Source organism: Pseudoalteromonas sp. PS1M3, from assembly GCF_016865405.1.
Classification (GTDB): domain Bacteria; phylum Pseudomonadota; class Gammaproteobacteria; order Enterobacterales; family Alteromonadaceae; genus Pseudoalteromonas; species Pseudoalteromonas marina.
In genome coordinates this window covers 2,656,338-2,676,765 of record NZ_AP022624.1, presented here as the reverse complement: position 1 = coordinate 2,676,765, position 20,428 = coordinate 2,656,338, and the positions used below count along the sequence as shown (strand labels likewise).

Genomic DNA, 20,428 nt, shown 5'->3' with positions numbered 1-20,428 from the left:
AATTAAAAAGCAAATAAAGCAGGAAACGCCAAGTACACCGCAAGTATAATAAGCAACGTAACAACCGTAGCTATTAACGAATAAAGCAATGCATTACTGCGTTTTTTAGGCTGAGTTATTAGCTCCTCGTCCAGTAATAGCTCTTCGTCTTGCCATTCGTCTTCATCTACTTCAGGGGTTTTTGTTTGGTTTTCAGGTAAGCGCTGCTCGAGGTCTTCGAGTTTTTCTTCTAGCCTGATTAAACTGCTAGTTATGTAGTCTAATGCGTCAAAAATACGCTCATCTCGCTGGCTACCACTTACCGTTTGAGTGGTTTTTTCAGTATTTGTCGATACAGCTTGAAGTTTACTTTTAATACCCATTCCAACAAGTAGCTTAGCTTGTTTTAATGCTTTGTTTTTATCGCTAGGCGCAAATAAAGGCTTACCTTTAAAAAATAAGGCTACTTTTTCTTCTGAGATTTTTAGTTTTGCCGCCAGTGTTGTACACGCTGTGTTTGAGTCAACGTTATCAGCGAGTCCAGCAAACATAACGCGAAAGTTATCGGTCATTTAAATATCCCTAAAGCTTTATAATTAAATGAGTATATACCTAAAGTATAAAAAAGTTCGAGGACCAATTAATAGTTATTTTTTAAACTATAAATTAGCGTTGCGTTACATAATTGCTAGCTATAAAAAAGGCCCTTAAAAGGGCCGTTTTTTTGCTTTAGTCTTAAAGACCCGCTGCTGCGCGAAGTGCGTCAGCTTTATCTGTGCGTTCCCATGGGAATTCGTCACGGCCAAAGTGGCCGTAAGCTGCAGTAGGAAGGTAGATAGGGCGCTCTAAATCAAGCATTTGAATTAAGCCGTAAGGGCGTAGGTCAAAATGTTCACGAATTAATTCGATTAAACGTGCTTCTTCTAATTTACCAGTACCAAAGGTTTCAACACTGATAGAGGTTGGCTCAGCAACACCTATTGCGTAAGATACTTGTAATTCACACTTATCAGCAAGGCCAGCAGCCACTACGTTTTTAGCCACGTAACGTGCAGCGTATGCAGCTGAGCGGTCAACTTTTGATGGATCTTTACCAGAGAAAGCACCACCACCGTGACGTGCCATACCACCGTATGTATCAACAATGATTTTACGTCCTGTTAAACCACAGTCACCCATTGGACCACCAATTACAAATCGGCCTGTTGGGTTAATAAAAAACTTAGTTGCGCTTGTGATTAGTTCAGCAGGAAGTACTGGCTTGATGATGGTTTCCATCACAGCTTCTACTAAATCGTTTTGAGAGATGTCTTCGCTGTGCTGAGTTGACAGAACAACCGCATCAATACCTACTGGCTTACCGTTTTCGTATGCAAAAGTAACTTGAGATTTTGCATCTGGGCGTAACCAGTTAAGCTCGCCGCTTTTACGTACTTGTGCTTGACGTTGAACTAAACGGTGAGAATACGTAATAGGTGCAGGCATTAACACTTCAGTTTCGTTACATGCGTAACCAAACATTAAGCCTTGGTCACCAGCGCCTTGTTCTTCTGGGCTAGTACGGTCAACACCTTGGTTAATGTCTGGAGACTGTTTACCAATGGTGTTCAAAATTGCACACGAGTCAGCATCAAAACCCATATCTGAGTGAGTGTAGCCAATTTCACGTACTGTTTTACGCGTAATCTCTTCTATATCAACCCATGCGCTAGTAGTGATTTCACCACCAACCATAACCATACCTGTTTTCACGTATGTTTCGCACGCAACGCGGGCATGAGAGTCTTGCTCTAGGATAGCATCAAGAACCGCATCAGAGATTTGGTCGGCGATTTTATCCGGATGACCTTCAGAAACAGATTCAGAAGTAAATAAATGTTTTGCCATTGTAATTATGCTCACAAATATTGCGCTTCACAAACGTCGGTATTAGCGCTAAAAAATTAAGGGGCGTATTTTATCTAAAACGAAACACCTTGCATAGTGTTTTTACGCCTAGACGTCTAAATTAAATTAGTTATGACATTATGGTCTTAAAAAATATTCATAATACCTCATTTTTATAGGGTTTTTAATTGCACACAGCCCCCACAATAAGTAAGAATGGTCGCAATAAAAGTGCTCTTGTAACTTGAGTACATAAACGAACACATAAATACCCGCGCAAATACATATATAAGGTAGGAGAATTCATGCCATCTCGCAAAGAACTTGCAAATGCTATTCGCGTCTTGTCAATGGACGCAGTACAAAAGGCCAAATCTGGTCACCCTGGAGCCCCTATGGGCATGGCTGATATCGCAGAAGTATTATGGCGCGATTATCTAAAACATAATCCATCAAATCCAGAGTGGGCAGACCGAGATCGATTTATACTGTCAAACGGCCACGGTTCAATGCTTATCTATTCTTTATTGCACTTAAGTGGTTATGATTTACCGTTGGACGAAATTAAAAACTTCCGTCAAATGCACTCTAAAACACCAGGCCACCCAGAATACGGTTATGCGCCAGGTATCGAGACCACTACGGGCCCACTAGGCCAAGGGATCACAAATGCGGTAGGCATGGCAATTGCTGAAAAAGCGCTTGCGGCACAATTTAACCGTGAAGGTCACGACATTGTTGATCACCATACCTATGCATTCATGGGCGACGGTTGTTTAATGGAAGGCATTTCGCATGAAGCCTGTTCGCTTGCCGGCACATTAGGCCTAGGTAAGCTGGTTGCTTTTTGGGATGACAACGGTATTTCAATCGATGGTGAAGTTGAAGGCTGGTTTAGCGATGACACACCAGCACGTTTTAAAGCGTACGGCTGGCACGTAATTAGTGACGTTGATGGCCACGATAGCGATGCAGTAAGTGCTGCAATTAGCGAAGCAAAAAGCGTGACTGATAAACCAACCCTCATTTGTTGTAAAACAATTATTGGTTACGGTTCACCTAATAAATCGGGTAGCCACGACTGTCACGGTGCACCACTTGGCGATGACGAAATTAAAGCATCGCGTGAGTTTTTAGGTTGGACGGGCGATGCATTTGAAATCCCTGAAGACATTTACGCACAGTGGGATGGAAAAGCTAAAGGCCAAGAACTTGAATCAAGCTGGGACGAAAAGTTTGCAGCCTATGCAAAAGCATTCCCAGAGCTTGCAGCTGAGTACAAACGCCGTACAAATTCAGATTTACCTGCCGACTGGGCTGAAAAGTCACAAGCGTATATTGAGCAGTTACAAGCAAACCCGGCAAATCCAGCATCTCGTAAAGCGTCACAAAATGCATTAAATGCATTTGGTCCATTATTACCAGAATTTATGGGTGGCTCTGCCGATTTAGCAGGTTCAAACTTAACAATTTGGGAAGGCTCTAAAGGCCTAACAGCGGACGATGCAAGTGGTAACTACGTTTACTACGGTGTGCGTGAGTTTGGTATGTCGGCAATTATGAACGGCATTGCACTTCATAAAGGCTTTATTCCTTACGGTGCAACGTTCTTAATGTTTATGGAATACGCACGCAATGCGGTTCGTATGGCTGCATTAATGAAGCAACCAAGCATTTTTGTATACACGCACGATTCAATTGGTTTAGGTGAAGATGGTCCAACTCACCAACCAGTAGAGCAAATTGCCAGCATGCGTTTAACGCCTAACCTTTATAACTGGCGCCCGTGTGACCAAGTTGAGTCAGCAATTGCATGGCAACAAGCTATTGAACGTAAAGACGGTCCTACATCGTTAATATTCACACGCCAAGGTCTTGAGCAACAGGCGCGTGATGCACAACAGTTAAGCGACGTCAAAAAGGGTGGTTACATCCTTAGCTGTGACGGCAACCCAGAGCTAATTATTATTGCAACCGGTTCTGAGGTGCAATTAGCACAAGATTCAGCTACTGAATTACGCAGCCAAGGTAAAAAGGTACGTGTTGTATCTATGCCATGTACTGATGCATTCGAAGATCAATCGCCTGAGTACAAAGAAAGCGTATTACCAGCAAGCGTTTCTCGTCGCGTAGCGGTAGAGGCAGGTATTGCTGATTATTGGTACAAGTATGTAGGCCTAAATGGTGCCGTAGTCGGTATGACCACCTTTGGTGAGTCTGCACCAGCTAACGAGTTGTTTGAGCACTTTGGCTTTACGGTTGAAAACATTGTAAGTAAAGCAAACGCACTTTTTTAATCGTTTTTGATTAAATAAGTTAAGTAACTTAAAACCCGCCAATGTGCGGGTTTTTTTATGCCCATATATGAAACAACTTCACCTTTATCAATGCAGCTTTCCTTGCAAGAAAGTAAGCTATCAGGCAAGGTAGTGCGATAAAATTTATGAAGAAAGATCTTTAAATTAATAGCAGGAGCTAAAATGTCTCAGTTTGAAAATGTAAGCGTAGTTAAAAAGGCCAACGTGTATTTTGACGGTAAAGTGTCAAGCCGTACGGTTGTATTTAGCGATGGAACTACCAAAACATTAGGCTTTATGCAGCCGGGTGAGTTTGTATTCGATACCAGTAAAAAAGAACTCATGGAGCTTTTAGGTGGCCAGTGGGATATTTTATTACCAGGCGAGAGTGAGTGGAAAACATTTAATGCGGGCGAGTCATTTAATGTAGACGCTAACGTAAGCTTTAAAGTAAAAGTAAGTGATTTTGCCGACTACTGTTGCTCGTACACAGATTAATAGCTAGCACAGCTAGACGTCTGAAAGCCCATGATTTATGGGCTTTGCATAAACTTTGCGCAACACATGATTTAAATCACCAAAAACCGCAAATAAACCTCAAATATCTCTCTTTTTTCCTTGTGTTAATCTAAATAGCCCCCAATACTATTTATGAGGTAACAAATAAAAGGATACCCTATGAAAATTAATCTTTCTGGTCACCATGTTGAAGTTACTGACTCTATTAGAGAGCACATCAACGAAAAATTTTCTAAAATTGAGAGCCACTTTCCATCACTTATTTCTCTCGATATGATCTTGTCTAAAGAGCATCATAAAATCCAAGCCGAAATTAGCACTAATTACGAAGGTGCGCGAATATCAGTAAAAGGGGAAAACGAAGTAATGTACCCAGCTATTGCAAGCGCAGCTAAAAAACTCGATGCAGCACTAAAACATCGAAAAGGGCAAATAAAAGCAAATTTACACGAAAAGCCTGTAAGTACAACGCCAGAAATAGCGCACGAAATCATCCAAGAGATGGAACTAAAATAATTTTTAGTCCCAAAGCACTATAAAAAAGAGCCTTATGGCTCTTTTTTATTGCCTTTAATTTAGGTAAGTTATGCAGCCTTCGGTGTTATTAATTGTGAAAATTAATAACCAGAGTGAATAACACACATAATTTGAGAAATTAATGCAGCAAACACACACTTCTTGGAAATCTCACGTAGGCGCACTAGGCCCTGGTATTTTAATGGCAACCGCAGCAATTGGTGGGTCTCACTTAGTTGCATCTACTCAGGCTGGCGCGCTATTTGGCTGGCAACTATTTTGGTTAATACTGGCTGTTAACGTATTAAAATATCCGTTTTTTCGCTTTGGTATGGAATATACCTTAGCCACTAAAAACAGTTTAGTAGAAGGCTATAAAAACAAAGGTCCGGTGTATTTTTATAGTTTTATAGGCCTAAACATACTCGCTGCTGTTGTTAATACCGCAGGCGTATTACTACTTACCGCCAGCTTACTACATTACGCATTGCCTGTAGTTATAGAGATAACCCTGCTATGTTGGATATTGCTCGGTGTGTGCTTAGCCATATTATTGTTAGGGCACTTTAAAGCGCTCGACAGCGTTGCCAAAGGCTTAATGGGGTTATTAACACTGGCTACTGTTATTGCGCTAGTTATCGCATTTAGTAATGGCCCAATGGCGCCAGCTGACTATGTTGGCCCGTCACCGTACGAACTTGTTATGCTCAGCTTTATGGTCGCGTTAATGGGTTGGATGCCAGCACCCATAGAAATATCAGCCCTTAGTTCGCTGTGGCTTAAAGAAAAGCAAGCCCAGCAAGCGGTCACTAAAAGCCAAGGCTTGTTTGATTTTAACGTAGGCTATTGGCTAACAGCCTGCTTAGCATTGGTATTTTTTAGCTTAGGTGTGCTGGTGCAATACGGGCAAAGCAGCAGTATTGAGCTTGGCGGTGTTGCCTTTGCTAAACAGCTCATAGACATGTACGCACTGACTATTGGTGAGTGGGCAAGGCCGCTGGTATCAGCTATTGCTTTTTTATGTATGTTTGGCACTACACTTACCGTGCTTGACGGCTACGCACGTACACTTAACGAGTCACATAAATTGCTTGGTTTTGGGCAATCAAAACACAGCCTAAATATTTGGTTAATACTACAAGCGCTTGCAGGTATGGCCGTTATTTTATTTTTTAAATCGGCCCTGGGGCCAATGCTTACTTTTGCCATGACACTTGCTTTTGTCACTACTCCCGTTTTTGCATGGCTTAACTTTAGCCTTGTGCGATCAGAGCCCGCCATTAAACACAGCGTACTATTGCGCTGCTTAACGTGGCTAGGCTTAGTGTACTTGGTTGGTTTCGCTGTTGCGTTTGTAGTGTGGAAACTAGCATTCTAAATAGAGCCACTTACTTTAGGGTTTTCATTAAAGCCCTAAAGCATTAAATTCTAGGGTTAAACGAGGTATAAATGGATATTAGAACAGGCGAGCTTTCAAACCCTCACGTTATAAAGCTACTACAAGCGCATCATAACGATATGCTAAAACACTCCCCCATAGAGAGCGTACATGCACTGGATGTAACTAAACTCACTCAGCCCGACATAACCTTTTATAGCTTATGGATTGATAATAACTTAGCGGGTGTCGGCGCATTAAAAGCGCTAAATACAACGCATGGCGAAATTAAATCAATGCGCACCTCAAGCAACTATTTACGCCAAGGCATAGCCGCTAAGTTACTCACGCATATTATTGAGCAAGCAACACTGCGAGGCTATAAAAAACTTAGTTTAGAAACCGGCACTGCTAAGGCATTTTTACCCGCACAAAAGCTTTATGTCCAATTTGGTTTTAAAGAGTGCGAACCGTTTGGTAATTATGAGTTAGACCCGTATAGCTTGTTTATGAGTAAATCGGTTTAAACTAAAATGACCGAGAAGTAACGTTTTGTAGTTGTATGATTTAAATATTATCCGCATGGCTGTTCAGAGCGATAAGCGGACATTGAGATTGGCTAAATATCGTCGTTAATAGATTGGTTAAACTGCTCTGCGCATATATTCATGAAAGTAAGCGCTGCGCGCATATTGGTTAATTTAACTTTACCTAAAAACTTTAGAAAACTTTGCGATAGTAATACCTTAGGTAATTTGTTAAAACTATATAATGTAGAAAAATGAGCGTAGCGTCGGCAGAAATATGCGCGACGAGCGCACTATTAAATTGTTATGAGCTTTAGTCGTCGTGTTAATTTTAAATAAAAGGAATTTTAAGTGTTTTATTTGCAGCTAGTATTTTCAATATTGTTTGTTTTTCTAACTATCTATGGGTATGTAAAAAACAAACGAAACACTATGCTTCTAGGCGCTATGTGTTTGGTAATTGCGACCGCGGTAGAGCCATTCTCTAAAGGTTTTAACGATGGTTTTTCCAGTGCTAAAGAGCAACTGAAAGAATCAAATGGAAAGGACTAAGGTTTGAAATCAGCTCATAACAAATCTATCAACCGGATGTTGGCAAGAGCGGCCAACACAGGTTATAAGTGAATGGAGTCAAATCTTGACTTAAGACATTAAAGTCGATGTCTGCTAATGGCACTGAGCTGTCATTGATATTAACGATCAACTCAGATCTTTTATCGCGCTACTTATCCCATCCAAGCTCAGCGCGTACATGCGATTGTTCATTAACTCTTTTATAAAGCCAATTGATTGATAGTACGGCCAGTGTTCAACGGGTTGTGGGTTGAGCCAGGCGACTTTATCAAAGTGGTTTGTTATACGTTGCAACCATGCACTGCCGGGCTCTTCGTTGTAATGTTCTACCGAGCCGCCGGGGTAGGCTATTTCGTATGGGCCCATAGTAGCATCACCCACAAATATGACTTTGTAGTCGCTGGTAAATTTATTAATCAGCGTCATGGTGTCTATTACGTTTGAATGGCGGCGTTGGTTATCCTGCCAAACGTGTTCGTATAAACAGTTATGAAAGTAGTAAAACTCTAAATGCTTAAATTCACTGTGGGCTGCGCTAAATAATTCTTCGCAGGTATGAATGTAGTCATCCATTGAGCCGCCAATATCAAACAGCATTAATACTTTTACCGCATTGTGGCGCTCGGGTGCCATTTTTACATCTAGCATGCCGCCTTGCTTGGCGGTTGCGCGAATGGTCTCGTTTAAATCAAGGGTGTCACTTGCGCCGGTGCGGGCAAATTTGCGCAGCTTTTTAAGGGCGAGTTTTATAGTGCGTGAGCCAATTTCGCGGTCTGAATCTAGGTTACGGTATTCGCGCTTGTCCCACACTTTTACCGCTTGGCGATTGCGGTTGCCGTCTTGTCCTATACGCACGCCCTCAGGGTTATAACCATACGCGCCAAAAGGAGATGTACCGCCGGTACCTACCCATTTATTACCGCCTGCGTGGCGTTTTTGTTGCTCTTCTAAACGCTCTTTCAGGGTTTTCATGAGCTCGTCGAGCCCACCCATCGCTTTCAGTTGGGCTTTTTCTTCATCGCTTAGTTTTTTTTCAAACTCTTTGCGAAGCCAATCTTCAGGTAAGTTGTGCTGTTGCTTTAAACTCTCGAGTAGGTCTAAGTCGGCAATACCGCTAAAGTAGTCGCTAAAGGCTTTATCAAACCTATCAAAATGGGTTTCGTCTTTTACCATTATGGTGCGGGCCAAATGGTAAAAGGCATCTACGTCGGCAAATATAACGCCTTTTTTTAAGGCGTTAATTAAATCGAGTAGTTCGCGCAGGCTTACCGGTAAACGGTATTCACGTAATTTGAAGAAAAACGCAATCAACATATTAACGGCGGCTCATAAACGCAAGTTTTTCGATGAGGCTTATGTCTTGCTCATTTTTAAGCAGTGCGCCAAACATCGGCATTAAGCCGCCTTTTTGGCTTTTGTCGTGTAATGTTTTAGCGTCTATATCCTCTGCCATTAAAAGTTTTAACCAATCTAGCAATTCGCTGGTGGAGGGCTTCTTTTTAAGGCCGTTGGCTTCACGTAAGTTAAAAAATACTTCTAATGCTTGGCGTACTAAATCTTGTTTAACGTTAGGGTAATGTACATCAACAATTTGCTGCATTTCCTCGCTGCTTGGAAAGTCAATATAATGAAAAAAACAGCGGCGTAAAAAGGCATCAGGCAGCTCTTTTTCGTTATTTGAAGTGATGATCACAATAGGACGCTCTTTTGCGATAATGCGCTCACCTGTTTCGTAAACGTGAAACTCCATTTTATCAAGTTCGAGCAGTAAATCGTTTGGAAACTCAATGTCGGCTTTGTCTATTTCGTCAATGAGTAAAACTGGGCGTTTGCCGTTAAGCTCGGCATAGGTAAATGCTTGCCACAGCTTACCTTTAACAATGTAGTTGCCAATATCATGCACGCGCTCATCACCTAGCTGGCTGTCGCGCAAACGCGATACGGCATCGTATTCGTATAAACCTTGCTGTGCTTTGGTGGTCGATTTAATGTGCCACTGAATAAGCTCGGTGTCTAAACTTTTTGCAAGCTCTTCGGCCAACATTGTTTTGCCTGTACCAGGTTCACCTTTAATAAGTAATGGTTTTTCAAGCATGATAGCAGCATTTACAGCCTGTTTTAGCGAGCTGCTTGCGATGTAATTGTCAGTAGAATTAAATTGCACGGTGTACCCTTGTCTGGTCTGAGCAGTATTGAATGGGGTTATAATGCCACAGTTAATCTGCAGGTCCAAGGTAGGCAAAACGAGGTATAGTTTTGCCCTCTTTTTCAACGGTTTCTAAAAACATACTAAGTGGTCGTGCCCAAATACCGAACTCACCATATAAGGCTTGGTATATCACCAATTGTTCGTCTGTTTCGCTATGTGTTGCCTGATATAAAACTTTGTACTGCGGGCCTTTGTAGTGTTGATATAAACCCAGTTTTAGTGCTGTAGTCATGCTTCAATCTCTTGTATAATTTGTGTTTGCACTTTTAATGCTAACTAATTTGCCAATATTATGAACTATATTTCGTTAGATGATTACAGAAAAGCGTGGGTTTTTCGCCATAAAGACATTCCGGTATCAAGTGATGACGCAGCTAAAATAAAACCAATGAGCGACGAGCGCGCAGCTGTGCTTTGGAGCACAATGGTAAGCCGGGAGTTTGACCACCCCGACTTTTTTGATGACAGTATGTGGTGCGGCCAAGATAAAAGCTTTAGTGATGAAGTTAACTGGGAAGCAGCTTGGGAAAATGGCGATGCTTTACCACCTCAAGAAATTTTAGAGTTTTTAGGGTGGGAAGCAAATACCACGGTATATTTTTGTATGGCGCGCGATAATGTTATTGAAACAACGTTTGACGTATTTAAACGTAATTGGCAAAACTTTATGTTTTTAGCCGATGGCAGTTTACTAGTTGGTAAAAAGCGCAACAGTGTTGTGCAATTTTTAGAGTCGGGTAAAGCTAAGTTAGGTGAAAAACCAAGCGCTTAATTTTTTATGTGTGCTTAAAAACTATTCAGTACTATGTTATAAAACAGTTATCTGAATGTTTTTGAGTAAAGCAATTGGTCGCGAAAAATCAGTCACTTGGTGAACAGCAGCAAGTTGAAATTTGGCAAACTGATGCGCAAAAGGCGCTTTATGCGCAGTTGTGCAATGCATTTTATCAGCGAGAAGTTCAGCGGCTTGTCGCCGAACCTAATGCCGATAAGCTGCGTAGGCAGTTAAAAAGTTTGCCTTATTACATTGAACGAGCTGCATCGCTTGTAGTAAACGGGCATTCGCCTTTTACGCTTGATGCACAAAATGGCTCGTGGCTCGAAAAACAAAAAGCAGCGCCGCCCAATGTAAATAAACAAGCCAATGAACTTTTTTTTCAAGCGCATGCCAAAGTGGGACTAATTGTTCCGGTGATAGTAAACCAGTATGACAAATTACATCTTAGGATAGACAGTATTGATCAGGTGTCTGAAAACAAGTTGCATTGCAACGAGCTAGGGTGGTTTGATTTTTTAGGCAACAGCCTAGAGCAGCAATATGCACAACTTTTAAAGCCAAGTAAGTTGAGTTTAGCTGCAGCGTGCTGTGGGCATCAGTGGCAGTTTTCAAAGCGTTGCACACCACGTGTATTATCATTGCGTGAAATGCTACTGGCAGGGAACATTAATTGGCGCAATATAAAACGCCCATTAGCTTAGTTAAGTTAAAACTTTTAAATTATTAAATAAGGAGTGTTAAATGCGTGTTTTTCAAGTGTGCTTACTGTGCTTAGCACTGTTTGTTCAATACAGGTTATGGTTTGGTCAAAATGGTGTGCAAGATTACTCGCGCTTAAAAGGAGCGGTGGCAACCCACCAAGACACTAACGAAAAGTTGATAAAACGTAATAAAGTGCTCAAAGCCGACATAGAAGATTTAAAGCTTGGCCTTGAAGGTATTGAAGAGCGTGCCCGAAACGAATTAGGAATGATTAAGCCGGACGAAACATTTATTCGTGTTTTACCGGGCAACCAATATGAGAAATAAACAAACTATCGTTGCGATTGTACCCGCAGCAGGTGTAGGCAGCAGAATGCAGCACAATGCACCTAAACAATATATACAGTTAGCGGGTAAAACAATTTTAGAACATACCCTAACTAAATTATCTCAATTACCACAACTGCAAACTATTGTTGTTGCTCTTAGCGATACAGACCCATACTTTAGTGAACTACCATTAACCGATGCGCGCATTGTTCGTTCAAGTGGTGGCAAAGAACGTGCTGATTCAGTACTTAATAGTTTGTTATTTTTAGCACCCAATCCCCCTGATTGGGTATTAGTGCACGATGCAGCGCGCCCATTGGTTGACCTAGCAGACATTGAGCGCCTTATCAGTGAGTGCCTTAGTACAAATGAAGGCGGAATTTTAGCCACTAAAGTAAAAGACACCATCAAACGCGGCGATACACACTCAAAGCAAACTGTCCCCCGAGACGACCTGTGGCAAGCGCTTACCCCTCAATTTTTTAAGTACAGTGACCTTAAAAATGCGCTGCAAAATGCGCTACAAAGTGGGGTGCCTATTACCGACGAAGCCAGTGCAATTGAGTGGGTAAACAAACCAGTAAAACTTATAGCGGGTCGTAGTGATAATATTAAAATAACCACGCCAGAAGATTTAGCTTTGGCAGGGTTTTTATTAAATAAACAACAAAACGAGAGTGCAGTATGATACGAATTGGCCATGGTTTTGACGTACATAAATTTGGCGGCGAAGGCCCGTTAACTATTTGTGGCGAAAAAATTGATTACCCACAAGGCTTTTTAGCACACTCAGATGGCGATGTAGCTATTCATGCATTATGTGATGCTATTTTAGGTGCGCTCGCTATGGGCGATATTGGTAAGCACTTTCCTGATACAGCGAGCGAATATGAAAATATAGACAGCCGCATTTTGCTTCGTCATGTTGTTAAGTTAGCTAAAGAGCAAGGCTATGTATTAGGAAACGGCGATGTCACCATTGTGGCACAAGCACCAAAAATGCTGCCGCACATACAGGCTATGCGTGTAAATCTAGCTAATGATTTAAACTGCGATCTTAGCCAAATAAATGTTAAGGCTACGACAACTGAAAAGTTGGGCTTTGAAGGACGTAAAGAAGGTATTTCTAGTCATGCCGTGGTTATTATGAGTAAAGAGCTTGCGAGTACAAAAAACGCATGAGCGACTTAAATTATTTATACGGCGCACCGCTTTCAAAAGCTGACTTTAAAACCACTGCAGAAGACTTTATGGTAGATGAAGATCTAGGTATAGAGTTTACAGGTAACGGTGAGCATGTATGCTTGCAGGTGGTTAAAAAAGGCGAAAACACACAATACGTGGCTAAAATTATCGCGCAAAAAGCCGGTGTATCCCCTCGCGATGTAAGCTACGCGGGCATGAAAGATCGTCATGGTGTATGTAGCCAATGGTTTAGTGTAAAAGTGCCCATTAAAAAGCATATAGATTTTACAGAGTTAAATAGCGAAAGCATTTTTATAGTGTCGCAACAGCGCCACGAGCGTAAATTACGCACCGGTTGCCACAAGGGCAATAAATTTACCATTACTTTTCGTAATGTTACCGAGCCGCTTGATATATTATGCCGCATAAATGCTGTGCGTGCTGGTGTGCCAAATTACTTTGGCGAGCAGCGTTTTGGCCGCGATGGGCATAATTTAGTTATGGCCGAAAAAATGTTTGCCGGCGAACGTATTCGCGATAAGAAGTTACGCGGTATTATTATTTCAGCTGCGCGTTCACATATTTTTAATCAACTTGTAAGTTTACGTGTAAAAGAACACGGTTTAGCTAAAACTATGCACCGCGAAGTATTTATGCTCAGCGGCAGTAATGCATTTTTTGAAGATGCAATTAACGACGAAAACATAGCACGTTTAGCCTCTGGTGATATTGTAATGTCGGCACCAATGGCAGGCAAAAGTGATAAAGGGTTAACTGAGCAAGAAAAAATATGGCTTAAACCCTATCAGGCTTGGTGTGAAGGCCTGGGTGAATTAGGGCTTAAAAACGAGCGTAGAATGTTGCGTTTGATTCCTGATAACTTGGCTGTAGAAACACTTGATAACACCACACTTAAGCTGAGCTTTGGTTTACCTAAAGGATGTTTTGCAACCGCATTACTACGTGAGCTGGTGGACTATACAGATGCAAGTCCAAAAGAGCGAAAAGAAAAGGATAATGGCATAAATGAAGATACTGTTAAGTAACGATGATGGCGTTAATGCTAAAGGCATAGCGGTCTTATATAACGCGCTTACAAAAATTGCAGACGTCACTTTGGTGGCACCCGATCGCAATTGCAGTGGTGCAAGTAACTCGCTCACATTAATGAACCCATTGCGTGCAACAACTCTTGAAAATGGGTTTATGTCAGTTAATGGCACGCCAACCGATTGCGTTCATTTAGGTGTTAATCAGCTTGTTGACCAAAAACCAGATTTAGTTGTGGCAGGCATTAATCATGGCGCCAATTTAGGTGATGATACGCTTTATTCAGGCACTGTTGCTGCAGCGACCGAAGGTCGTCATTTGGGGTTGCCTGCTATTGCAGTTTCACTTTGCTCACACAATGGCGAGCACTTTGAAACAGCAGCCGCGGTAACAGTTAATATAATTAAAGAACTTGCATCGCACCCATTACCAAAAGACCAAATTATTAATGTTAATGTGCCAGATGTTCCGCTAAGTGAATTAAAAGGTGTGCAGGTTACGCGTTTAGGCGCTCGGCATAAAGCTGAAACTATGACCAAGCAAACGGACCCTTGGGGTCGAAGTATTTACTGGTATGGCTCGCTTGGTACAGAGAGTGATGCAGGTGAAGGAACTGACTTTTACGCCATTAATAATGGTTTTGCATCGGTTACACCACTCAGTGTTGATATGACCGCACACAATAGCATTAAGGCAGTTGGGGACTGGTTATCTAATTTGGAGATAAATCGTGCTCGCTAATTACACGCGAAGTGCGAAAGCGTTATCAGATTTACTTAAACGTGAAGGTGTTGAGGATCAAGGCGTACTTGATGCCATTGCAGGTATACCTCGTCATTTATTTATTGACGACGTATTGCAGCACAAAGCTTATGAAAATACAGCGCTACCTATTGGGCAAGGGCAAACTATTTCGCAGCCTTATATTGTAGCCCGTATGACGGAGCTTTTGAGGTTGGCCGGTGTGCGCGATAAAGTATTAGAAATTGGCACGGGCTCTGGCTATCAAACAGCGGTATTGGCTAAAACGTTTACTAACGTTTATTCTGTTGAGCGGATCAAAGCTTTGCAATGGCAGGCTAAACGGCGTCTGCAGCAGCTTGATTTATACAATGTAACAATGAAACATGGAGATGGCTGGCAAGGTTGGCAATCTCAAGCACCATTTGACGGTATTATTGTTACCGCTGCGGCTGCCACCTTACCTCAAGGTTTGTTAAGTCAACTCGCCGATGGCGGTGTATTATTAGCGCCGGTTGGCGAAGCTGATCAAAAATTAATAATGGTTATTCGAAAGGGCGAAAGCTTTACAGAGCATGTTATTGCACCAGTAAGATTTGTACCTTTGGTACCTGGTGATATTGAATAGGAATTCACTTTGAAGTTGTTTACTAAGTTGTACGATATGGCCCTAGTATGGGCAAAGCACCGCCATGCGGAGAGTTATTTAGCAGGAATGAGTTTTGCCGAGTCTGTTTTTTTTCCTATCCCACCCGATGTAATGTTAGCGCCAATGTCGCTGGCTCAACCTAGTAAGGCGTGGCGTTTTGCAAGCTTCGCGACGATTGCATCTGTGCTGGGCGGGGTAATTGGCTATTTACTTGGTTTTTGGCTATTTGAACCTGTTGTAGAGCCGCTAATTGCACAGATGCATTGGCAAGAAAAGTTTGATGTAGCATTAAATTGGTTTAAAGAGTATGGCGTTTGGGTTGTGTTCTTAGCTGGTTTTTCACCCATACCCTATAAAGTATTTACAATTGGTGCGGGCGTTTTACAGATGGCGTTTTTACCATTTTTAATTGCTTCTGCAATCGGGCGCGGTGCTCGGTTTTTTCTAGTTGCTGCGCTTATGAAATGGGGCGGAGCGCAAATGGAGAAAAAATTACGTCAGTATATTGAAGTGCTTGGCTGGGGATTAGTAATATTAATAGCCGTTGCGTACTTTTTGTTGCGTTAAGCTATATAAAATAATGTTACTTAAACATGGAGAAAAGCACGATGAATAGACAATTTATGCTTTATGTTGCTTTGTTCATTAGTGTTTTTCTCTTTGGTTGTTCATCTCGCCATGTTCCAGCGCCCGTTAGTAGCTTAAATAATAATGTTAATGACTCAAACCATTTAATTAACATTGTAGATGGCAAATATACAGTACAAAAAGGAGATACACTTTATTCAATCGCATTTAGCGCAGGAAAAGACTTTAGAGAACTTGCTAAAAACAACTCAATTTCAAGTCCTTATGTTATATATCCAGGCCAGTCAATCTCTCTCTCTCCCACTATCAAAAAAATTAAAAGCTCAAAAAAATATACGAATTCGAGTAAAAAGTCTAGAAAAAACATACAAAATAATAACAAAAAATTAAAGAAAGGACTTGAACGGCCAAAAAAACGAGAGTATGTTCAAAAACAAGCCAAATATAAAGTTAGTAATCAAAAGCAGTTGTCGAGCGGTAAATTAAAGTGGTTTTGGCCAGCAAAGGGCAAAATTACCAAACGCTTTTCTAATAAAGAAAACGGCTATAAAGGCTTACAAATTACTAATAAAATGGGGGCTACAGTTTTAGCCGCTGCACAAGGAACGGTGGTGTATGCGGGTAACGCGCTTCGAGGTTATGGTAATTTAATCATTTTGAAACATAATGATGATTACCTAAGTGCTTATGCACATAACTCGAAATTACTTGTAAAAGAAAAGCAAAAAGTTAAGGCAGGACAAAAAATAGCAGAAATTGGCAATTCAGAGTCTTCGGTTACCGCGCTTCGCTTTGAAATTCGTTACCGTGGGAAAGCTGTCAATCCTGCTAAATACCTTCCTTAGATTTTAGGTATTGATAATTGCTCTGGAGAAGGCTTATGGCTAGCGCAGCAAAGATTGAAAAAAATATCAGCAATGACGACAAGTTTGATGAAAACACCGTTGAAGAAGCAACACCGCTACTTGAAAAAGTAGATGACGAAGACATATTTGCCAAAGAAGAAGTGACTAAAAACCTAGATGCCACCCAACTTTACTTAGGTGAAATAGGCTTCTCTCCATTATTAAGCGCTGAAGAAGAAGTATTTTTCGCGCGTAAATCCCTCAAAGGCTGTGAAGCCTCTCGTAAACGTATGATTGAGAGCAACTTACGTTTAGTTGTTAAAATTGCACGTAGATACAATAACCGTGGACTTGCACTACTCGATTTAATTGAAGAAGGTAATTTAGGGTTAATTCGTGCTGTTGAAAAGTTTGATCCTGAACGCGGGTTTAGATTCTCGACCTATGCAACATGGTGGATACGTCAAACAATTGAACGCGCCATTATGAACCAAACACGCACTATTCGTTTGCCCATCCACGTAGTGAAAGAGCTAAACGTTTACTTACGTACAGCGCGAGAGCTAACCCAAAAGCTCGACCATGAGCCAACAGCTGAAGAAATAGCTGAATGCCTAGATAAGCCAGTGGAAGACGTAACCAAAATGTTACGTTTGAATGAAAAAATAGCGTCGGTTGATATGCCAATTGGTGGCGAAAACGACAGCGTGCTGCTTGATATTTTACCTGACGAAAAAGGCAACGGCCCTGAAGGTGAAGTGCAAGACACCGAAATTAATAAACACATTGTTGATTGGTTAGGAGAATTAAACCTTAAGCAACGTGAAGTACTGGCGCGTAGGTTTGGATTACTAGGCTATGAGCCATCTACACTTGAAGATGTAGGTAGAGAAATAGGGCTAACACGAGAGCGAGTAAGACAAATACAAGTTGAAGCATTACGTCGTTTAAAAGATATTTTGCAACAAGAAGGGTTAAGCACAGATAGTTTATTTAACCAATTTTCTTAATAATAAATTTAAGGCCTTACAAGGCTTGAATAAAAAATGCCGAAGAAATTATTCTTCGGCATTTTTTGTTAAAGCAACGCTTTTAATTTATAGAGCAATTCGTGTGCTTGACGAGGCGATAAGTTATCTGGGTCAATTGCACTTAATTGTTCTTCCACTAATGAAGGCTCAATAACAGCGCCATTATTAAATGAAAATGCGTGTTGCTCAGCATTAGGTGCAGTAACACTTTGGTGATTTTCAAGTAACTTAAGCTTTTGTTTAGCTTGTGTAATTACCGCTTTAGGCACACCAGCCAGCGCAGCCACTTGTAAACCAAAGCTTTTGCTTGCCGCACCGTCTAGCACAGTATGCATAAATGCAATGGTATCGTTATGCTCTATTGCATCAAGGTGAACGTTTACAAGGCCCTGCGTTTGGTCTGCAAGCTCAGTTAATTCAAAGTAGTGAGTTGCAAACAGGGTTTTAGCGGATATTTTTGATGCTAAATGATTCGCTGTGGCATATGCAAGCGAAAGCCCGTCATAGGTACTTGTACCACGTCCAATTTCATCCATTAATACCAACGACTGCGCTGTCGCATTATTTAAAATTGTGGCGGTTTCGGTCATTTCAACCATAAAGGTTGAGCGGCCAGACGCTAAATCATCACTTGCACCAATACGCGTAAATATACGATCGATATTACCTATTTTTGCGCTATCGGCAGGGACATAACAGCCGATGTGCGCCATTAATACAATAAGTGCTGTTTGGCGCATATAGGTTGATTTACCACCCATATTTGGACCGGTAATAATCAGCATTTTGCGCTGACTATTAAGCTCTACAGGGTTTGCAATAAATGGGTCTTTCATTACCTGTTCAACAACCGGATGACGGCCTTGTTGAATGCTAATGTTGTCGTTGTCGCAAAGCTCTGGTTTAGCATAATTAAGCGCAAAGGCACGCTCTGCTAAATTATTTAATACATCTAAGTCAGCAAGCGCTACTGCCATTATTTGCAGCTGCTCAATGTGTGGGGCGATAAATTCAAACAACTCTTCGTATAGTTGTTTTTCAAGCGCGAGTGCTTTTGATTGGCTACCAAGTACTTTGTCTTCATGCTCTTTAAGCTCTGGAATAATATAGCGTTCATTATTTTTGAGCGTTTGACGGCGAATATAATCAGCAGGTACTAAATGTGAATTAGCGCGGCTCACTTCTATAAAAAAGCCGTGTACTCGGTTATAGCCAATTTTTAATGTACTAATGCCTGTACGTTCACGCTCGCGTTGTTCAAGCTGCTCAAGTACATCAGTTGCCCCTTTACTTAGGTTACGCCATTCATCAAGTTCACTGTTATAACCCGGCGCAATTACGCCCCCATCACGAATAAGTACTGGCGGATTATCAATAACAGCTCGCTCTAGCAATGCTTGTAGCTCAGGTAATTCAGGCGAGTGTTTGATAATACTTGTAATGCGTGGGTCGCTCGCATCACTTAATAAATTATGCAGGGGTGCAAGTGCTTGTAGTGCACTGCGTAAGCGCGTTAAGTCTCTTGGGCGTGCAGTACATAATGCTAAACGGGCTATTACACGTTCTATATCACCAATCTCTTTTAATGATTCGTGTAATTCGCCACATAGTTGTACGTCTAAAATTGCGCTAATAGCATTTAGACGAGAGTTCAACTCGTCTTTATTTCGAACAGGTGTATGAATGCGGCGTTTTAATAAGCGTGAGCCCATTGCCGTGGCTGTTTTATCAAGTACTTGTGCAAGCGTGTTTTCAAATCCGCCCGATAGATTAACCGTTAGTTCTAAATTTTTACGGGTAGCGGCATCTAATATAACAGCGTGTTCGTTATGCTCAAGTGTAATGGCGCGAATATGAGGCAAAGCAATGCGCTGTGTATCTTTCACGTATTGCATTAAACAGCCCGCAGCTACGAGCGCTGAGTGAGCTTTTTCTACACCAAATCCAACTAAATCTTTTGTTCCAAATTGATCGCATAATAAGTGCTGAGCCGTATCTAAGTCGAACTCCCATTCAGGGCGACGACGAGCGCCTTTAATATGTTCGATTAGATGGGTGTTTTCAAAATTTTCGCTATAAAGCAGTTCTGCTGGCGATAAACGTTGTAGCGTTGAGCTTAACGCTTCGTCAGTATTGACTTCTACAACGTTAAAACGCCCAGAATTTATATCAAGATACGCAACACCGTATTGGCCTTTTTTATTTTGCCAAAGACTGGTCAGTAAGTTGTCTTGTCGTTCCTGAAGAAGCGCCTCATCTGAAATAGTGCCCGGTGTTACAATGCGCACTACTTTTCGTTCAACAGGGCCTTTACTGGTTGCGGGGTCGCCAACTTGTTCACAAATAGCAACTGATTCGCCCATTTGTACCAAACGCGCTAGGTAGTTTTCTACGGCATGATAAGGCACACCTGCCATAGGAATTGGGTCGCCACCGGCTTTGCCGCGTTGAGTTTGCGAAATATCGAGCAATTGAGCTGCACGTTTTGCGTCGTCAAAGAAAAGCTCATAAAAATCACCCATACGATAAAACAATAAAATATCGCGATGCTCTGATTTTATTTTTAGATACTGCTGCATCATAGGGGTTTGTTGTTTTATAGTGTGTGGTGCAAAAAGATCAAACGACATGTATTTACCCAAAG

At 41.5% G+C, this 20,428-nt stretch carries 22 protein-coding genes; 16 read left to right on the top strand and 6 right to left on the bottom strand.

Annotation, left to right across the window (positions count from 1 at the left end):
- Nucleotides 1–2 precede the first annotated feature (2 nt).
- Entirely contained in the window at nucleotides 3–551 is a 549-nt protein-coding gene (locus PS1M3_RS12440; protein WP_138740244.1) for a hypothetical protein, read from the bottom strand.
- Between the two features lie 163 nt (nucleotides 552–714).
- The gene (gene metK / locus PS1M3_RS12435; RefSeq protein ID WP_006791943.1) at nucleotides 715–1,866 is read right to left on the bottom strand and encodes a methionine adenosyltransferase; all 1,152 of its coding nucleotides are present in this window, start codon (nucleotides 1,864–1,866) and stop codon (nucleotides 715–717) included.
- 305 nt (nucleotides 1,867–2,171) lie between these two features.
- Between metK and tkt the strand changes: the two genes are divergently transcribed.
- From tkt to PS1M3_RS12410, 5 genes are all read left to right on the top strand, one after another.
- Nucleotides 2,172–4,163 carry a transketolase gene (gene tkt, locus PS1M3_RS12430; RefSeq protein WP_203984545.1) on the top strand — a complete coding sequence of 664 codons (1,992 nt, stop codon included), beginning with the start codon at nucleotides 2,172–2,174 and terminating at the stop codon, nucleotides 4,161–4,163.
- A gap of 183 nt (nucleotides 4,164–4,346) precedes the next feature.
- Entirely contained in the window at nucleotides 4,347–4,661 is a 315-nt protein-coding gene (locus PS1M3_RS12425) for a pyrimidine/purine nucleoside phosphorylase (protein ID WP_138740245.1), read from the top strand.
- Between the two features lie 180 nt (nucleotides 4,662–4,841).
- Entirely contained in the window at nucleotides 4,842–5,198 is a 357-nt protein-coding gene (gene hpf, locus PS1M3_RS12420) for a ribosome hibernation-promoting factor, HPF/YfiA family (protein ID WP_006791946.1), read from the top strand.
- 142 nt (nucleotides 5,199–5,340) lie between these two features.
- The gene (locus PS1M3_RS12415) at nucleotides 5,341–6,576 is read left to right on the top strand and encodes an NRAMP family divalent metal transporter (RefSeq protein WP_203984543.1); all 1,236 of its coding nucleotides are present in this window, start codon (nucleotides 5,341–5,343) and stop codon (nucleotides 6,574–6,576) included.
- Between the two features lie 71 nt (nucleotides 6,577–6,647).
- Nucleotides 6,648–7,103, top strand: a complete 456-nt coding sequence (locus PS1M3_RS12410) for a GNAT family N-acetyltransferase (protein WP_138740247.1) — start codon at nucleotides 6,648–6,650, stop codon at nucleotides 7,101–7,103.
- Nucleotides 7,104–7,802: 699 nt separating this feature from the next.
- Here the strand turns inward: PS1M3_RS12410 and PS1M3_RS12405 are convergent.
- From PS1M3_RS12405 to PS1M3_RS12395, 3 genes are read right to left on the bottom strand one after another with little or no spacing between them, the layout of a single operon-like run.
- On the bottom strand, nucleotides 7,803–8,990 hold the full coding sequence (locus tag PS1M3_RS12405) for a VWA domain-containing protein (protein ID WP_203984541.1): 1,188 nt from the start codon (nucleotides 8,988–8,990) through the stop codon (nucleotides 7,803–7,805).
- A 1-nt stretch (nucleotide 8,991) separates the two neighbouring features.
- A complete protein-coding gene (locus PS1M3_RS12400) occupies nucleotides 8,992–9,840 on the bottom strand; it encodes a MoxR family ATPase (RefSeq protein WP_058428479.1) in 849 nt (282 codons plus the stop codon).
- 52 nt (nucleotides 9,841–9,892) lie between these two features.
- A complete protein-coding gene (locus PS1M3_RS12395) occupies nucleotides 9,893–10,117 on the bottom strand; it encodes a DUF1653 domain-containing protein (protein ID WP_006791952.1) in 225 nt (74 codons plus the stop codon).
- Nucleotides 10,118–10,177: 60 nt separating this feature from the next.
- Between PS1M3_RS12395 and PS1M3_RS12390 the strand changes: the two genes are divergently transcribed.
- From PS1M3_RS12390 to rpoS, 11 genes are all read left to right on the top strand, one after another.
- Complete coding sequence (locus tag PS1M3_RS12390) at nucleotides 10,178–10,657, top strand: DUF2947 domain-containing protein (protein WP_006791953.1); 480 nt, start codon at nucleotides 10,178–10,180, stop codon at nucleotides 10,655–10,657.
- 74 nt (nucleotides 10,658–10,731) lie between these two features.
- Nucleotides 10,732–11,364 carry a hypothetical protein gene (locus PS1M3_RS12385; protein WP_203984539.1) on the top strand — a complete coding sequence of 211 codons (633 nt, stop codon included), beginning with the start codon at nucleotides 10,732–10,734 and terminating at the stop codon, nucleotides 11,362–11,364.
- A gap of 40 nt (nucleotides 11,365–11,404) precedes the next feature.
- Nucleotides 11,405–11,692, top strand: coding sequence for a cell division protein FtsB (gene ftsB, locus PS1M3_RS12380; protein ID WP_006791955.1), 288 nt, complete (start codon nucleotides 11,405–11,407; stop codon nucleotides 11,690–11,692).
- A complete protein-coding gene (ispD, locus tag PS1M3_RS12375; RefSeq protein ID WP_008126883.1) occupies nucleotides 11,682–12,383 on the top strand; it encodes a 2-C-methyl-D-erythritol 4-phosphate cytidylyltransferase in 702 nt (233 codons plus the stop codon). The genes ftsB and ispD overlap by 11 nt, the downstream gene beginning before the upstream one ends.
- Nucleotides 12,380–12,877 carry a 2-C-methyl-D-erythritol 2,4-cyclodiphosphate synthase gene (gene ispF / locus PS1M3_RS12370; protein ID WP_008126885.1) on the top strand — a complete coding sequence of 166 codons (498 nt, stop codon included), beginning with the start codon at nucleotides 12,380–12,382 and terminating at the stop codon, nucleotides 12,875–12,877. Before ispD ends, ispF begins: the two co-directional genes overlap by 4 nt.
- A complete protein-coding gene (gene truD, locus PS1M3_RS12365; RefSeq protein WP_203984537.1) occupies nucleotides 12,874–13,926 on the top strand; it encodes a tRNA pseudouridine(13) synthase TruD in 1,053 nt (350 codons plus the stop codon). The genes ispF and truD overlap by 4 nt, the downstream gene beginning before the upstream one ends.
- Nucleotides 13,907–14,671, top strand: a complete 765-nt coding sequence (gene surE, locus PS1M3_RS12360; protein WP_006791959.1) for a 5'/3'-nucleotidase SurE — start codon at nucleotides 13,907–13,909, stop codon at nucleotides 14,669–14,671. Before truD ends, surE begins: the two co-directional genes overlap by 20 nt.
- On the top strand, nucleotides 14,661–15,299 hold the full coding sequence (locus PS1M3_RS12355; protein ID WP_006791960.1) for a protein-L-isoaspartate(D-aspartate) O-methyltransferase: 639 nt from the start codon (nucleotides 14,661–14,663) through the stop codon (nucleotides 15,297–15,299). The genes surE and PS1M3_RS12355 overlap by 11 nt, the downstream gene beginning before the upstream one ends.
- 9 nt (nucleotides 15,300–15,308) lie before the next feature.
- Nucleotides 15,309–15,887, top strand: coding sequence for a YqaA family protein (locus PS1M3_RS12350; RefSeq protein WP_138740254.1), 579 nt, complete (start codon nucleotides 15,309–15,311; stop codon nucleotides 15,885–15,887).
- A gap of 41 nt (nucleotides 15,888–15,928) precedes the next feature.
- The gene (locus PS1M3_RS12345) at nucleotides 15,929–16,753 is read left to right on the top strand and encodes a peptidoglycan DD-metalloendopeptidase family protein (protein WP_138740255.1); all 825 of its coding nucleotides are present in this window, start codon (nucleotides 15,929–15,931) and stop codon (nucleotides 16,751–16,753) included.
- 35 nt (nucleotides 16,754–16,788) lie between these two features.
- Nucleotides 16,789–17,763 (top strand): RNA polymerase sigma factor RpoS, encoded by a 975-nt coding sequence (gene rpoS / locus PS1M3_RS12340; RefSeq protein ID WP_006791963.1) that lies wholly within the window; start codon nucleotides 16,789–16,791, stop codon nucleotides 17,761–17,763.
- 68 nt (nucleotides 17,764–17,831) lie between these two features.
- Here rpoS and mutS read toward each other — a convergent pair whose 3' ends face one another.
- Nucleotides 17,832–20,414, bottom strand: coding sequence for a DNA mismatch repair protein MutS (mutS, locus tag PS1M3_RS12335; RefSeq protein ID WP_203984534.1), 2,583 nt, complete (start codon nucleotides 20,412–20,414; stop codon nucleotides 17,832–17,834).
- Nucleotides 20,415–20,428: the final 14 nt, after the last annotated feature.